This is a genomic window from Mucilaginibacter sp. (genome assembly GCF_028287845.1).
In the GTDB taxonomy this organism is placed as follows: Bacteria; Bacteroidota; Bacteroidia; order Sphingobacteriales; family Sphingobacteriaceae; genus Mucilaginibacter.
Window position 1 is genome coordinate 1 of record NZ_JAQBOW010000119.1, and the last position, 15,990, is coordinate 15,990.

The following is a 15,990-nucleotide window of genomic DNA, read 5'->3' on the forward strand; positions in this document are numbered from 1 at the left end:
AATCTCGCTTCGCTATAAGCATACCTTACGCTACCATCCTTATGCATAAATCTGAAATCAGAAGCCGAGCTTTTAAAAGATTTAAAACATTCATTTATATTTGTAGTTATATAATTCAAGTCATCAGGATGAATGAATGATAAAAATAATTCTTTAGAAGCAGCCACTTCATTTTTATCTATTCCATATATTTTATACATCTCATCAGACCATACTTCTGAATGTGTGATAATGTCAACTTCAAAATTACCTACATGAGCTATAGTCTGAGCTTCTTTTAATCTTGATTCACTTTGGGATAAGTTTTTTTCCGCAATCTCTCTCACTTTATTTTGAAACAGTAACTCTTCATTCGCACAGTTTAATTCGGCCGCACGTTTTTCCTTCTCTTTAGTTTGAAGTAAATATTTCCGTACAGCAAACAACATAACAATTGTAAAGCCTGTCATTAAAATAAATACAAATATGAAAAGTTTGTTAAATACATCTAAACTGCGTGCATTTACTTTCCTTCTTTCATGCAATAAAACATCTTCGCCTTGCTGGATAATGGTTGTTAGTTTATGAATTTGACGCGAATAATAATTGTCATTATGAATAGCAACGTAATTAATAGCTGATGTTAATCCGTATTTGTTTCTTATTTCTATTACTTTTAATGCAAAGGCCAGCTGCATGTGCATATAAATATTCAATGAATCAATATTTGGTTTCTGTGAAGGATTATTCTGCGTAAGCAGTTTTATATTTTCTATGTAGGCAAAGACTTTTTTTGACGCACTATGTAATTCTTGTATATGAGTTTTATTATTGGTTAAAATAAAATCCCTGGAAGCGGTTTTTATTTCGTTACTGGTTGAAAACATGGCGACGCATTGGTAAATTACCTGCTCTGTATGCTCTACCCATTTTTCTGATTCAATCAAATTTTGCTTGCTTTTATAAACAGCATAGCTTAAAAGAAAATTTCCGCCTAAAATTATAAATGAAAATAGAAGGAGTTTCTGGCTTATAATAAGTTTCATATCAGCTATAATTGTAAATGATCAGCTTAGTGCAAGATGGCTATACTACATATAACGCATAACTTTGTTTCACATTTCTCGTTGTTAATCAAATGTTTATGCTGTAAGATTGCCTGTATCAATAATTATGGTTCAAACTAAAAAGCCTTTCGTGCGCAGTTGTTTTCTGCCTTTCGCACTATAAAACTATATTTGCCTTATGAGCACTATACTTATCCAATCAGCCACTATAGTTAATGAAAACAAGCAATATATTGCTGATATTTTGATTAAAGATGGCCTGATTGAACGCATAGACAAACAAATTGATTTTGCTGCCGATAAAGTGATCAATGCCGAAGGGCTATATCTTTTCCCGGGCGCTATTGACGACCAGGTGCATTTTCGTGAACCGGGATTAACACATAAAGGTGATATCTATTCAGAATCGCGCGCGGCAGTTGCGGGTGGTATTACGTCATTTATGGAAATGCCTAATACCGTTCCCAATACGTTAACCCGGCAATTACTAGAAGATAAGTATGAAATTGCAGCTAACAAATCATTAGCTAACTACTCGTTCTTTATGGGTGCATCCAATAATAATTTGGATGAGGTATTGCGCACCGATGTTAAAAACGTTTGCGGCATTAAAGTTTTCATGGGTTCATCTACCGGTAATATGCTGGTTGATAATCCCGCTACGCTGGAGAATCTTTTCGCACAATCGCCAATGCTTATTGCCACGCATTGCGAGGATGAAGCCACCATACAAAGTAACCTAAGTCATTTTAAACAATTATTGGGTGATAATATCCCCGTAAGTTTGCATCCTAAAATAAGAAGCGAAGAAGCATGCTACCTGTCCTCATCAATGGCGGTAGACCTGGCTAAGAAGCATAATACACGTTTGCACATTTTGCATATATCTACAGAAAAAGAAACGTATTTATTTGATAATACAATTCCGCTAAAAGATAAAAGAATAACTGCCGAAGCCTGTGTGCATCACCTATGGTTTAGTGACAAGGACTACGAGGCTAAGGGCAACCTGATAAAATGGAACCCCGCTATAAAAACCGAACATGACCGCGTTGGTATTTTAAAAGGTGTTTTGGATGGCCGTATAGATGTAATAGCTACAGACCATGCGCCACATACCGCCGAAGAAAAAGCACACCCTTATCTACAAGCACCCTCGGGCGGTCCATTGGTGCAGCATGCTTTACCCGCTATGCTTGAATTTTATCACCAGGGCAAAATAAGTCTGGAACAAATAGCCGAGAAGATGGCCCACAATGTGGCTATTTGTTTCGAGATAGAGAAACGTGGCTTTATACGCGAGGGCTATTATGCCGATTTGGTTTTAGTTGATTTAAACAAACCATGGCAGGTAAATAAAAGCAATATTTTATACAAATGTAAATGGAGCCCGTTTGAAGGAACTACGTTCAAATCTAAAATAATACACACCATTGTATCGGGCAATCTGGCCTGGAGTGATGATGTATTTGCAACGGATGTTGCAGGTAAAAGGATGAGTTTTGTGAGGTAATAAAAATTATATCATCGCGGGTGTAACAAGGTAGTTTCACCTTAAAATAATCAATCATTATTCCCGGATATTTATGATATTTGCCGCCTGTGCAAGCAGCCGAAAAGTTAATTTATGTTAAAATTAATCTACTTAAAGCAGTTTATTTATAATAAGGTATAAAAAACCTGATATTTACTAATCTATAAAAACTATACTTATATCCATGCAATACAAAAAAATCAATAACCTGGTAGGCTGGCTTTGCTTTGTAATAGCTTCTGTTACCTATATTTTAACCTTAGAGCCATCCGTGAGCTATTGGGATTGCGGCGAATTTATTTCATGTGCTTTCCGTTTGCAGGTTGCCCACCAACCCGGATACCCTGTATTTGCCATGTTAGGCAAAGTATTTTCTTTATTGTCTTTAGGCGATAATACCAAAGTGCCTTATTTTACCAATATGGGTTCGGCACTTGCCAGCGGGGCGGCTATCATGTTCCTGTTTTGGACCATTACCGCATTGGCTAAAAAGCTTTTACCGGTTACTGATGGCGAAAATGATAAGTCGCGTACAATACTTATTATGGGTGCAGGTTTGGTTGGTGCTTTAGCTTTTACTTATACTGATACTTTTTGGTTCTCGGCTGTTGAAACTATTGTATTCGCGCTTTCATCATTATGTACCGCTATAGTATTTTGGGCCATATTAAAATGGGATGCCCATGCTGATGAACCCGGTGCCGATAAATGGTTGATATTTATAGCTTATGTTATAGGCCTTTCAATTGGTATACATTTACTTAATTTATTAACCATACCTGCTTTAACGCTAGTATATTATTTCCGCAGAACCAAAAAAGTAACCGTTAAAAGCGGCTTAATTGCATTCTTTGTAAGTATAGTTATACTGGGTTTGGTACAATTTGGCATAAGGCAATGGACCATAAAACTTTCGGCATTTTTTGACTTATTCTTTGTAAACACTTTAGGTTTAGGTTTTGGCAGCGGGTCAATCTTCTTCTTTTTATTGCTGATAGCTATATTGGTAGCCGGCATTATATATAGCATACGTAAACAAAAAGCCTTCTTAAACCTGGCATTTTTATGTGTAGCATTTATTTATTTTGGTTATAGCTCATTTGTTTATATTCCGATACGGGCAACAGCTAATACTAATTTAGATAATACACATCCTGATAATGCTTTCACCCTAAACAGCTACCTAAACCGTGAGCAGTATGGCGAAACACCATTAATATCAGGTCCATACTTTGATGCTAAAATAGTTGACCAAACCGAAGGCGCGACACAATACCGTAAAGGTGCCACCAAATACGAGGTATCGGGCCATAAACAAAATTATATTTATGACCGTACCACCATTTTCCCGCGTACTTATAGTACCGAGGGACAGGACCCGCAATTTTACAGGCAATGGCTGCAAATGGGTGATACTGATGTGCCGGGAATGATTGAAAACCTAAAATTCTTTTTTAGCTGGCAAACCTACCAAATGTACGTGAGGTATTTTCTGTGGAACTTTGCAGGCCGCGTAAATGACATGGACGGCCAGCAGCAAATGGGGGGCTTTAAAGGTTACGTTGATGGCGATTGGACCACCGGTATTTTTGATGGAGCTAAGCATTTGCCAAAATCAATAATGCATAGCAATACTTACACGCCATTATTTGCCCTACCTTTAATATTGGGCTTATTGGGTGCCTGGTATCATTTTAAACGCAAAAAGCGCGACGCGCTAATTGTGGCCCTGCTATGGTTCTTTACAGGTATGGCCATTATACTATATGTTAACCAGCCATCTGTACAACCACGCGAAAGAGATTACTCATACGTTGGCTCGTTTTATGCCTTTGCTATATGGATAGGGTTAGGCGTGCTGGCACTTGCCGAACTATTAAAAAAAGCGTTAAAGGCACAAACAGCGGCATTAGCAGCTACAGCTATCTGTTTATTAACCGTGCCGACAGTACTGGCAGGCGAAGAATGGAAGGCCCATGACCGCTCTACAAAACACACAGCGCACGATACGGCTTATGATTATTTGATATCGTGCCCGCCAAATGCTATTTTATTTACTTATGGCGATAATGATACCTACTCTTTATGGTATGACCAAGAGGTTGAAAACATAAGGCCCGATGTGCGTTTGGTAAACCTTAGCTTATTTACCGGCGATTGGTATATACACCAAATGCAGCGTAAAATGAACGATGCTGATGCATTGCCTATAACTATGCCTTTTGATAAATATAAAGATGGCGTACGTGATGTGATTTATTTCAGGGATTCCAAAATACCCGGTTATGTTGAAGTTAAAGATGTATTTGATTTTATATCATCTGATGATCAACGTACCATGACCCAGTATCAAAGCGGCGAAATAGCTAATTATTTACCAACTAAAAACTTTAAAATAAGTATTAATGCCGATGAGATCATTAAAAATGGTGTAGTACCTGCTTCACAAAGAAGCATGATAGTCGATACCATGAAGTGGAAATACACTTCTAACTATGTAATGAAGGATAACCTGGCTATGTTGGATATACTGGCACATAATAACTGGAAGAGGCCTATCTGTTTCGCCATTACTGTTGGCAATGAAAACCTGATAGGTTTACAGCCTTACCTGTATAAAGAAGGATTTGTTTATCACTTAATGCCGCTTAAAGTTGATACTGCTGTTAGGGACCAGGCAAGCAAAATCAATAGTGTGGTGATGTATAATAACATGATGAACAAATTTAAATTCGGTAATTATAAAACCGCCCGTTATTTGGATCATGAATCAACCACCATGTTCTATCCGGTTATGGTAAGCACTTTCCTTGATCTGATGCAAGGTCTGATACGCGAAAACCATTCGGATCTTGCTTTAAAAGCTTTACATAAATATGATTCGGTAATGCCTGACCTGAATATTGATATGCGTACATCGGGCACTAAATTTTTTATTGCACAAACTGCCTATCAATTACATGACCTTGCTTTAGGCTCAAAATATATTACCAACATTGATAATTATATAACAGATCAGTTAGATTATTACTACACGCAGTTAACAACTAATTCAAATACATTTAGTCCGCGCGATGCGCAAATAGGTGTCCAATTAATAAATGCAATGGCCGACGAGGCAAAAACTAATCATCAAACTGCCTTATACAATAAGTTACAAGCGCAGGGCAAGGATTACGAAACTAAGTTTGCCGCCATTTTTAAACAATAACAAGCTTATTAGCATAAAAAAGAAAAGGTGATTCTAAACAGGATCGCCTTTTCTTTTTTATAGTGGTTAGGTTTCTTTAAGTTAAATACCCCTTCTCAACCATAAACTATTGTAGTTCCACAAGTTTATAAATCATTTAAGTACGCTATATATAAGAGTATAAAATTTTTGATACAGAAAAAATTATTTCAAAACAATTTAAATATGATTGATATTATAATACCTGATTTAATAATAGCTGAAGATTTAAAGCTTCAATGAAAAGTATATTTAAAAATGAGCACATCCTTAAAAAAGATCATATCACAACATTCGTTATTGCTTAAAACACCAACCGGTATTATTGGCCTGGATGAGATAACCGATGGCGGATTGCCCAAGGGGCGCCCCACATTAATTTGCGGCGAAGCGGGCTGCGGTAAAACACTCATGTCATTAGAGTTTTTAATTAGGGGCGCTATAGAGTTTAATGAGCCCGGTGTATTTATGGCATTTGAAGAAAAAGCATCAGAATTAACAATGAACGTAGCATCGTTAGGCTTTGACCTTGATAAGCTACAGGCCAAGAAAAAAATAAAACTCGATTATGTACATATAGATCGTAGCGAAATTGAAGAAACCGGAGAATATAATCTGGAAGGGCTATTTATCCGCTTGGGATATGCTATTGATAGTATTAAAGCTAAAAGAGTTGTACTGGATACACTGGAAAATCTTTTTTCGGGATTAAATAACCAGGCAATTCTGCGGGCCGAATTACGCCGCCTGTTTCAATGGTTAAAAGAAAAAGACGTTACCGCTATTATTACCGGCGAAAAGGGCGACGGCCCATCATTAACCCGACAGGGCCTCGAAGAATATGTATCAGACTGTGTAATATTGTTGGATCATAGGGTTATTAACCAAATATCTACCCGCCGTTTAAGGGTTATTAAATACCGCGGATCGGTACATGGCACTAATGAATACCCTTTTTTAATTGATGAGGAAGGGATATCTGTATTGCCTATCACCTCATTAAAACTAGAAAAAGAAGTATCATCAAAACGGATCTCATCCGGCATACCTTCATTAGATAGTATGCTTGACGGGTGCGGCTTTTTTAAAGGAAGCAGCATATTAGTATCTGGTACGGCGGGTACCGGCAAAACCAGTATAGCCGCTTATTTTGCCAATGAAACCTGTAAACGTGGAGAAAAATGCATCTACTTCGCTTTTGAAGAATCGCCAAAACAGATTATCCGTAACATGCGCTCCATTGATGTCGACCTACAAAAGCATGTTGATAAGGGCCTTTTAAAATTTCATGCTTCGCGCCCTACTTTGCATGGGCTCGAAATGCATTTGGTTGCTATTTATAAGATTATCAAAAAATTCAAGCCTGATGTAGTTGTTCTTGATCCTATAACTAATTTAATTACGGTAGGCTCTGTTAGCGAAGTAAAGGCTATGCTGATACGCCTTATAGATTTTTTACAGGAAGAACAAATTACTGTAATGTTTACCGCCTTAACTTTAAATAATATTGTTAATGAGCAAACAGACGAGGGTGTGTCATCATTAGTTGATGCATGGATACTGGTAAGGGATATTGAATTTAACGGCGAACGTAACCGGGGCATGTACATCATGAAATCGCGCGGCATGAAACACTCTAACCAGGTACGTGAGTTTATTATTACTGATAAGGGCCTGGACCTTGTAGAGGTCTATCTGGGCCCTGAAGGCGTACTCACCGGCTCTGCACGCGAGGCTCAAAAACTACAGGAAAAAGCCGGCTCGATGTTGCGTGATTTTGCAGTAAGCAGGAAGGACCGTGAGTTGATACGCAAACGTAAAGTTTTAGAAGCCAAAATATCTAATTTACAAATGGAATTTGAATCGGCAGAAGAAGAATTGAATAAAATGCATCAGCAGGAGGAATTGATAAAACAAATGACAAGCAGCACCAGGGAGGAAATTACTAATATAAGACGGGGCGAACATAACAAGGAGAAAGGTGGCAAAAATGGTTAAGGAAAAAGAAACAAAAGCATATGAGCTAAGGTTATACATAGCCGGCAAGACTGCAAAGTCTACTACGGCATTAATCAATCTAAAAAAATATTGTGAGGAACATTTAAAGGGGCAGTATAAAATTGAGGTGATAGACCTGTTAGTACAGCCCCAACTGGCAGAGGGCGACCAGATATTTGCTATCCCTACATTAGTACGGAAGGTGCCCGAGCCTATAAGAAAAATTATTGGAGACTTGTCTAACGAAGAAAAAGTATTGGTCGGGTTAAACATTCGGCCAGCCTTAAGCAACTTATAATGATAGAGCAATCACACATGCCCGAATATATTGAAGATGAAATTTACCGGTTACGTTTGTTTGTAACCGGAGCTTCGCCAAACTCTACCCGCGCTATCCTAAACCTGAAAGAGATATGTGATAATTTTTTAAAGGATAAATATGAGTTAGAGATAATAGATATTTACCAGCAACCTTTAATAGCACAAGCCGAACAAATAGTTGCATTACCCCTACTTATTAAAAAAACTCCGGGTATTGAACGCAGGCTGATAGGTGATATGTCTAACCGGGATAAAGTATTAAAGGGGCTTGGACTGAGCTAATTTTTATAATGGAACACACAAAATTAACCTATGAACAATTACTTAGCGAAATAAATGAACTTCGCTATCAGTTGGAAGAAGCTAATGATACAATTGATGCTATCCGTACCGGCCAAATTGATGCTTTAATAGTTCAGGGCGAGGAGGGGCACCAACTTTATACTTTAAAAACTGCCGACCAAACCTACCGGATGTTTATTGAAAAAATGAACGAAGGCGCAATTACACTTAACCATGATGGTTTAATACTTTACTGTAACTCACGCTTTGCAGAAATGGTAAATATGCCATTAGAAAAAGTGATAGGTTTACCCTTTGAAACTTTTGTATCTGCAAAATCACACGATAAGTTTAATTCATTAATAAAAACTGCGTGGAAAGATGAGTGCAAAGAAGAAGTAGAATTAATTAGCAGGCAACAACAACAGATAACCTGTCTTTTATCATGCAATACGCTTGAACTGGATGAAGGCTTAGCTTTAAGTCTTATCTTAACCGACCTAACTACACAAAAAGATACCGAAAAACAATTAAAAGTAAGAAATGAGCAATTGGCAGAGGCTCATAACATTACTGCAAAACTGAACGATGAACTGGAAGATACAGTTAAAAGCAGAACTGCCGATCTGTTAATAAGTCGCGAGCATTTTAAACTATTAGCTAATAATATCCCCCAAATGACGTGGACCAACATGTCCGATGGAGAGGTTAACTTTCATAACGAGCGGTGGTATGACTATACAGGCCTCACTTTTCATCAGATTAAAGAATTGGGCCGCCAGGAGGTGGTACATCCTGATGATTTGCGGCTAACTATGGAAAAATATAACGCCGCGCTAAAATCTGGTGGGGTGTTTGAGGTTGAAAATAGGTATAAGCGTTTTGATGGTAGCTATCGCTGGCATTTAAACAGAGCTGTTCCGCTGCGAAACGATGACGGTGAAATTCTTTTTTGGGTGGGCACAGCTACTGATATTGAAGACCAAAAGCAGCAAATCGAAAAAAAAGATGAGTTTATAGGCATAGCCAGCCATGAACTTAAAACGCCTTTAACCAGCCTTAAAGGGTATTTACAATTAATGAGTTACAAAAAAGAGGAATTACCTCCTGTAATAAAACAATATATTGATAAAGCCAATACTGCGCTTAACAAATTGCAGCGGTTGGTAAATGACCTGTTGGATGTAAGCAAGATCCAAGCTGGCAGATTAGAATACGAGCTTATACCTGTTAATGTTACCACGCTTACAAATGCCTGCGTTGAAAATGCAAAGCATATTTATCCATCGCATTGTATTAGGACCCAAACCGAAAACGGGCTTATAGTAAATGGCAATGAAGAACGCCTGGAACAGGTATTAATGAATTTGATAAATAACGCAGTAAAATATGCGCCATCAAATAACAATATTATTATTAAAGCCGAAAATCATGGCAATAATGCAAGAATTTCTGTTACCGATTTTGGCATCGGGTTATCTGATGAGCAAAAAGAGCGCATATTTGAGCGCTTTTACAGGGTAGAGGATAAAAAATACATGTCGAGCGGGTTAGGCATGGGGCTTTATATATCGCAAGAGATCATTAATAATCATTATGGGAAAATTGGTGTATGCAGCGAAACCGGTAAAGGCTCAACCTTCTATTTTGATCTGCCTTTGATAAAACAAATGTCAATTTAAGCGAAGGCCTCGTTCAGATTTGTTTATAACTATTTTTATTTAGTACCTTCAAATAAAAATTCAACACCTATGCAACGCCGTAATTTTTTAGCAACCACCGCCGTAGCCGCGGGCGCCTTAACGCTTTTAAGTAAAAGAAGTTTAGCATCATTAATAGCAGACCCAACTTATCAATTTAAACCCCTGCGCAGTAACATGGGTATATTTACAGAACGTGGCGGTACTATTGCCTGGTTAAGTAATAAAGATGGTATAGTTGTGGTAGATGCCGAGTTTGCCGACACGGCCCCACATGTTATTGCCGAATTGCAAAAGCAATCAACCCTGCCATTTCAGTGGTTAATAAATACCCATCATCATGGCGACCATACCGGTGGTAATATAGCATTTAAGGGATTGGCTAAAAATGTTGCGGCCCATCAAAACTCGCTTATAAATCAAAAAGCCGTTGCTGTTAAAGCAAATGCAGAGGATAAGCAATTATACCCTAATATTACCTTTGCCGACCAATGGAAAACAAAAGTGGGCGATGAAACCATACGCGCTCATTACTGGGGGCCGGGCCATACCAATGGTGATGCTATGATACATTTTGAAAACGCCAACATTGTACATACCGGCGACCTGGTATTTAACCGCATGTACCCATATATTGACCGTACCGCCGGGGCTTCTGTAAAAAACTGGGCCGTAGTGTTAGAGAAAGCTCAAAAACAATTCGATAAAAATACGCTGTTTGTATTTGGCCACGCTTATGATCCGGTAAAGGTTACAGGCAGTTTGGATGATTTGAAAGCTATGCAAAATTATGTGGAGAAGCTGGCGGCATTTGTTAGCGGCGAAATTAAAGCGGGCAAATCAAAAGATGATATACTAAAAGCAACCTCTATACCCGGTGTAACCGAATGGCAGGGAGACGGTATACAACGCAGTCTTTCGGCAGCTTACGACGAGTTCAGCATTTAACTATGTTAAAAAAACAGCAATTTAACCGACGCAATTTTATTAGAAATACAACAACCGCAGCAGCAGGTTTAATGCTGCTGCCTACCCTACCCGTTGAAGCGCTATCCGGAAAAGTGATTTATGAGCCTGCGGCAGATATTCCTTTTAAACAAATAGCAACCAGGCTACGGTTTGCTGTTATCGGTATTAATCACAGCCATATTAATGGTATGGTAGATGCTGTTACCCGTGGTGGCGGGCAATTAATTTCTTTTTATGCTAAAGAACCTGATCTGACAGCAGCGTTTGCCAAAAAATTCCCGCAGGCAAAACTGGCAGGTAGCGAGGATGAAATATTAGAAGATCCTTCTATTCAATTAATATTAAGCTCAGGCATACCGGTTGATCGGGCACCCTTGGGTATCCGTGTTATGAAGCATGGTAAAGATTACCTGTCTGACAAACCCGGTGCCATAACGTTAGCACAATTAGCCGAGATGCGAAAAGTACAGAAAGAAACCAAACGTATTTACTCCATCATGTACAGCGAACGGTTTGAAAGCAAGGCAACTGTTAGAGCAAGCGAATTGGTTAAAGCCGGTGCAATAGGCAAAGTTATACAAACCATTAATATTGCCCCGCATAAAATGACCCCAAAATCACGCCCCGAATGGTTTTTTGATCCGCAATATTGCGGGGGGATATTAACCGACATTGGCTCGCATCAATTTGACCAGTATTTATATTTTACAGGCACAACCAAGGCGCAGGTTGTCGCATCACAAATTGGCAATATAAATCATCCGCAATATCCAAAAATACAGGATTTTGGCGATGTGATGCTACGCGGAAATGGGGGCATGGGCTACATTAGGCTTGATTGGTTTACTCCTGATGCTATACCTACATTTGGTGATGGCCGACTAACTATATTAGGAACAGACGGTTATATAGAAGTTAGAAAAACTTTGGATATAGCCGGGCGCCCGGGTGGCGACCATCTTTTCATCGCCAACCAAAAAGAAATACGCTATATTGATTGCAGTAAAGATTACCTGCCATTTGGTGAGCAACTAATTAACGATATACTTAACCGTACAGAAACAGCTATGCCGCAAGAACATTGCTTTTTAGCAACCGAACTGGCACTATTGGCGCAGAAAAATGCGCAGCGTATCACTTTGCCGTAGACAGTGAACAGTTGGCAGTTGTTAATTATGGCTAACCGGCAACAGCTAACTGATTTATCACATCATCTGTATCACCAAATCTCTCCAATCCTGGGGGAAATAATACTTAAAGCTGTATACATGTGCTTTGTAATTTTAAAGTGTAGATAACTAAAAACAGACTAATTAGTATGATTCCTATAAAAACGGGAGATTCTGTTAAAATACCTAACACATTTTTTAAGCTTAATGGTTATAGCATTAAGATTAAGTAAATCCAACAAACCATGAAATATGCATTTATTATAGGCACAAGTGCCTTTATAGTTCCTAATGGCGTTATTAGTTATGCTGATGCTCAGTACTCAAAAGAGATAATAAAAATAAGGTCTATCTATCACAATGATAAACCCGGATCTGCTTTATCTATTGATGCTGATATTAAAGATGTAAATGGAAACTCTATTATAATTATTGACAATGTTGTTGAAGTAAATTCTGTTTTCACAGTGGAAACCCAACGGGATTATGTTAAAGTTTTAAATCCGGCTGGTTTGGTAGTTTTAAATATACATCAATTGGATGATGAGTCTGCCATGAGATTAGAGCATTATATTGTAGCCGAATTGGAAGTACATGCCCCTGTTGTGGTTATACGTATCAGCGGCGATTTTGAAACCGAAGGGCTTCGTATATCTGCCGAAAATGAAAAGTTGTTTATAAATAATAACGGGTATGCAACAGCTGCACTGGCCGGTAAGGGTCAACTGTTATTTACAGAAGCCGGAGTTGTATTATAATTAAAAACATATTATGGCAAATTTCCAGGAAATTATAGCAGCAGAAAAACCTGTACTGGTTGATTTTTCGGCCGAGTGGTGTGGCCCATGTAAAATGATGCCACCTATTTTACAACAGCTTAAAAGCAACCTGGGTGATAAAGTAACTGTAATAAAGATCGATATCGACAAAAATCCCGCAGCAGCAAGCGCTTATAAAGTTCAAAGCGTACCAACGTTAATAATATTTCAAAAAGGCGAAATAAAATGGCGGCAAAGCGGCGTAGTACAAGCTAACCAGTTGCAGCAAATTATATCGCAATATCTGTAAGCAAATTTAATATTTACTTATAGCAGGGTTCATATTAAACAATCATATTTAGATAATAACTTCTCAGAATAGAAATTAAATTAATTTATACTATTATATCTAATAGTTTGTTATATTTATATGCACTTTTCAAATATTAGTAAACATCTTAAAACCGGATTACTATGTTGTTACAGCCATCAGGATTTATACCGCAGCGCCAGTTTCATATATTGATAAATCTGGCTAATGAAGAACATAACTTAACCGTTTTACCCAGCCTGGCGGGTAATTTCAAGGTTATAAAGCAAGGCGAAGTATTAGGTGAGGTTAGCTATACGCCTGAAAATAAATTAGTATGCTATAAGGGCAGGTTAAAAAAAGCGCTGATGGATCAGCTTGAAAAGCATTTAAGCAATTATTATTCGTACGCTTTTTAAGCATACTATTTATAAAAAGCATTTAATAAGCAGAGTGAGTGTTTTAAAAATAGCAAATTTAATAATGATTATTTGCTGTACCACGCCATTAACAGTAACACCATTTGATTATAAGTATCCATGCCATGAGGCTGATTATTGACCTTTAGATAATCGTCATAAAAAATACTGCTTAGTATACCTACACGTCCCCTAAAAGACCGCCAATAAGCCCGTTGGGCCTTAAAATCGTTCCGTACTGCTGCTGATATATGGGTTTTTAATTCATTATTAACTACCGTATCTCTGCGTCGCAGGGCATGCATGCATTCATCCAAAGCTGCCTGGTAGGCAGAATAACGCAACAATCTGTCATCCGAATTTATACCCGCTAAAAATCCGGCAAAGTTAGCCTCATCTTCTGGCCCATAACCTGTTTGGTGCGACATTTCATGGCAGGCAACAAACGGGCGCTCAAAAACAGGCATTTGGTAATTCATCTGCGCCTCGCTGGTAAACGGATTATAATAACCGGAAGTGCCCAGATAATTCATAAATGGGGTAAGCAATGATGACTTTATGCCCGGGTGCCAGGTACGAAAGTTAGCCGAATCGGCAGAAAGCTTACTTATCGCATTTATTGCTGTTTGATATATGGCAGCATTACCCTGTAAGGTATCTGCTTTGTTAATGCGTGCGCGGCAAGCGTTTGCGCTATCAATAATGATACAGGTAACAGCCTGTAAATTAGTTAAAGTATAGTTAGTATCCCGTAGCCCGAGCCGTTGAGCCGCCGATGGCCTAAAATAATTCACCCCCCAAAACAAGTAAAAAATCAGCAGCCCTGCCTGTACGCCTATAATCAAATCTAATAAATAGTTACCTATACGTTTAAACTGTCCTTTAAAAGCCAGTACAATAAGTTTGACTAAGAAATATATCAAATAAGCTATAACAACAATATAAACCACATCGCCAACGCTGAAAGGGAACAGGTTAAGAACAGGATGTAATAACCGACAAACAAACACATACAGTCCCTCGGAATAATAATGCTCAACAGCCGCCGGATGATCTTCAAATACAGATAGCAAAAAGATTACGATTGCCAATACTGCAATAGCTAACAATCTTCTTTGTAATTTATTGAGTTGATACGGCATTTACAATGCAAATATAAGGTTATGCTATATAACCAGCTATAAACAAAAAAGCCCCCGGCGATCGGGGGCTTTTAAATATAATAAATTTCAATTATTTTATAGAAACCGGTACTGATACGTTTTCCCATACCAATTCAAAACCTTTACTGGTAATTACATATTTTAAACGCTCAGTAAGTTCAACTGTTTTAGGTGTAACGGTTGCAACCAAAACGTCCGTTGCCGGGTCGTCACTTGCCACATGACCACCGCCCGGTGCACCCTTTATGCCCCAACTAGCATGTTTAGAGTTAAAAATAACTTTCCACTCCTTTTCGCCCGGTGTAGCAAACAAATCATATTTACCAGCGGGTAATTTTTTGCCCTCAACCATAATATCTTTATCAGTTGTAAAGGTGGTAGCTTCATTGGCACCAGCTCTCCATACTTTACCATAAGGCTCTAGTCCGCCAAATATTTTACGCCCTTTTACTGATGGGCTGCCATAATTAATGGTGATGGTTGCACCATGCACCTTTCCTGATACACTATCGCGTGGGCTTGCAATAACCTTAGCCTTATTTTGTGCAAAGCCTATAGTTGAAACTAAAAGTGCAAATGCCAGGAAAACCATTGCCCGTAATTGAAATACTTTTTTCATGATCTTAAACTTTATTTGGTTTACAGTATAAAGATAGCTTGAAATTTGATTGGTGCAAGCTTATAAAATGAATTTCTATTCAAAAAATTTAAAACCAACTTAAGTATATACTGTTATAACACTGATTCACCTTGCAGTTAGGAATTGACTGAAGGTTTTATAGACCTGAGGTTAAACAATTGTTGTGAGTTGGCCCTTGCCCAAAAGGCAAGGGTTTTTTTTATGGTTGTTCTGTATAGGTTAAAATACCCACCAATAAGTATTTTTTGTCAGCGTGTGGTAAAGTTGGATGGCTTTTTATCTATATATTTATATGGGGATTAAACCGTTGGCTATTTTTTAGTCTATATAAATAACAGCGCTTGAAAACGCTGTTTAAATTATAAAATCATTATGAAAAGGATATCTCAATATTTGATGTTAACAGGCTTAAGCGGATTATTATGTTTGTTTTTGGCTGTTCCCGCTAATGC

14 protein-coding genes are annotated in these 15,990 nt (G+C 38.1%); 11 read left to right on the forward strand and 3 right to left on the reverse strand.

The annotated features are described in order from the left end of the window. Positions 1-1,025 (reverse strand): CHASE3 domain-containing protein (locus tag JWP71_RS12215; RefSeq protein ID WP_299500298.1); only part of this gene is annotated, 1,025 nt, incomplete at its 3' end. A 199-nt stretch (positions 1,026-1,224) separates the two neighbouring features. On the opposite strand from JWP71_RS12215, the gene JWP71_RS12220 reads away from it, so the two are divergent. The 11 genes from JWP71_RS12220 to JWP71_RS12270 all read left to right on the forward strand — a co-directional run bounded on the left by JWP71_RS12220 (position 1,225) and on the right by JWP71_RS12270 (position 13,735). After that, positions 1,225-2,559 carry a dihydroorotase gene (locus tag JWP71_RS12220; protein WP_299500301.1) on the forward strand — a complete coding sequence of 445 codons (1,335 nt, stop codon included), beginning with the start codon at positions 1,225-1,227 and terminating at the stop codon, positions 2,557-2,559. A 205-nt stretch (positions 2,560-2,764) separates the two neighbouring features. Then, positions 2,765-5,791 (forward strand): DUF2723 domain-containing protein, encoded by a 3,027-nt coding sequence (locus JWP71_RS12225; protein ID WP_299500303.1) that lies wholly within the window; start codon positions 2,765-2,767, stop codon positions 5,789-5,791. Between the two features lie 276 nt (positions 5,792-6,067). Next, the gene (gene kaiC, locus JWP71_RS12230) at positions 6,068-7,807 is read left to right on the forward strand and encodes a circadian clock protein KaiC (protein WP_299500305.1); all 1,740 of its coding nucleotides are present in this window, start codon (positions 6,068-6,070) and stop codon (positions 7,805-7,807) included. Then, complete coding sequence (locus JWP71_RS12235; protein ID WP_299500327.1) at positions 7,800-8,105, forward strand: circadian clock KaiB family protein; 306 nt, start codon at positions 7,800-7,802, stop codon at positions 8,103-8,105. Before kaiC ends, JWP71_RS12235 begins: the two co-directional genes overlap by 8 nt. Then, positions 8,105-8,410, forward strand: coding sequence for a circadian clock KaiB family protein (locus JWP71_RS12240; RefSeq protein ID WP_299500307.1), 306 nt, complete (start codon positions 8,105-8,107; stop codon positions 8,408-8,410). The genes JWP71_RS12235 and JWP71_RS12240 overlap by 1 nt, the downstream gene beginning before the upstream one ends. Positions 8,411-8,418: 8 nt before the next feature. Beyond that, on the forward strand, positions 8,419-10,092 hold the full coding sequence (locus tag JWP71_RS12245; protein WP_299500309.1) for an ATP-binding protein: 1,674 nt from the start codon (positions 8,419-8,421) through the stop codon (positions 10,090-10,092). A 69-nt stretch (positions 10,093-10,161) separates the two neighbouring features. Continuing rightward, positions 10,162-11,058, forward strand: a complete 897-nt coding sequence (locus JWP71_RS12250) for an MBL fold metallo-hydrolase (protein WP_299500311.1) — start codon at positions 10,162-10,164, stop codon at positions 11,056-11,058. Between the two features lie 2 nt (positions 11,059-11,060). Continuing rightward, a complete protein-coding gene (locus JWP71_RS12255; protein ID WP_299500314.1) occupies positions 11,061-12,227 on the forward strand; it encodes a Gfo/Idh/MocA family oxidoreductase in 1,167 nt (388 codons plus the stop codon). Positions 12,228-12,493: 266 nt separating this feature from the next. Further along, positions 12,494-13,006 carry a hypothetical protein gene (locus JWP71_RS12260; RefSeq protein ID WP_299500317.1) on the forward strand — a complete coding sequence of 171 codons (513 nt, stop codon included), beginning with the start codon at positions 12,494-12,496 and terminating at the stop codon, positions 13,004-13,006. 13 nt (positions 13,007-13,019) lie between these two features. Next, on the forward strand, positions 13,020-13,316 hold the full coding sequence (gene trxA / locus JWP71_RS12265; protein ID WP_299500319.1) for a thioredoxin: 297 nt from the start codon (positions 13,020-13,022) through the stop codon (positions 13,314-13,316). A gap of 164 nt (positions 13,317-13,480) precedes the next feature. Continuing rightward, positions 13,481-13,735, forward strand: a complete 255-nt coding sequence (locus tag JWP71_RS12270) for a hypothetical protein (protein WP_299500321.1) — start codon at positions 13,481-13,483, stop codon at positions 13,733-13,735. Between the two features lie 68 nt (positions 13,736-13,803). Here JWP71_RS12270 and JWP71_RS12275 read toward each other — a convergent pair whose 3' ends face one another. Further along, on the reverse strand, positions 13,804-14,877 hold the full coding sequence (locus tag JWP71_RS12275; RefSeq protein WP_299500323.1) for a DUF3810 domain-containing protein: 1,074 nt from the start codon (positions 14,875-14,877) through the stop codon (positions 13,804-13,806). Between the two features lie 91 nt (positions 14,878-14,968). Then, positions 14,969-15,517, reverse strand: a complete 549-nt coding sequence (locus tag JWP71_RS12280; protein WP_299500325.1) for a DUF2911 domain-containing protein — start codon at positions 15,515-15,517, stop codon at positions 14,969-14,971. Positions 15,518-15,990: the final 473 nt, after the last annotated feature.

Coding starts and splice junctions, on each gene's coding strand:
- JWP71_RS12260 (WP_299500317.1), top strand. CDS start 12,494: ATGAAATATGCATTTATTATAGGCACAAGTGCCTTTATAGTTCCTAAT.
- JWP71_RS12255 (WP_299500314.1), top strand. CDS start 11,061: ATGTTAAAAAAACAGCAATTTAACCGACGCAATTTTATTAGAAATACA.
- JWP71_RS12225 (WP_299500303.1), top strand. CDS start 2,765: ATGCAATACAAAAAAATCAATAACCTGGTAGGCTGGCTTTGCTTTGTA.
- JWP71_RS12220 (WP_299500301.1), top strand. CDS start 1,225: ATGAGCACTATACTTATCCAATCAGCCACTATAGTTAATGAAAACAAG.
- JWP71_RS12245 (WP_299500309.1), top strand. CDS start 8,419: ATGGAACACACAAAATTAACCTATGAACAATTACTTAGCGAAATAAAT.
- JWP71_RS12270 (WP_299500321.1), top strand. CDS start 13,481: ATGTTGTTACAGCCATCAGGATTTATACCGCAGCGCCAGTTTCATATA.
- JWP71_RS12275 (WP_299500323.1), bottom strand. CDS start 14,877: ATGCCGTATCAACTCAATAAATTACAAAGAAGATTGTTAGCTATTGCA.
- JWP71_RS12235 (WP_299500327.1), top strand. CDS start 7,800: ATGGTTAAGGAAAAAGAAACAAAAGCATATGAGCTAAGGTTATACATA.
- JWP71_RS12240 (WP_299500307.1), top strand. CDS start 8,105: ATGATAGAGCAATCACACATGCCCGAATATATTGAAGATGAAATTTAC.
- JWP71_RS12250 (WP_299500311.1), top strand. CDS start 10,162: ATGCAACGCCGTAATTTTTTAGCAACCACCGCCGTAGCCGCGGGCGCC.
- kaiC (WP_299500305.1), top strand. CDS start 6,068: ATGAGCACATCCTTAAAAAAGATCATATCACAACATTCGTTATTGCTT.
- JWP71_RS12280 (WP_299500325.1), bottom strand. CDS start 15,517: ATGAAAAAAGTATTTCAATTACGGGCAATGGTTTTCCTGGCATTTGCA.
- trxA (WP_299500319.1), top strand. CDS start 13,020: ATGGCAAATTTCCAGGAAATTATAGCAGCAGAAAAACCTGTACTGGTT.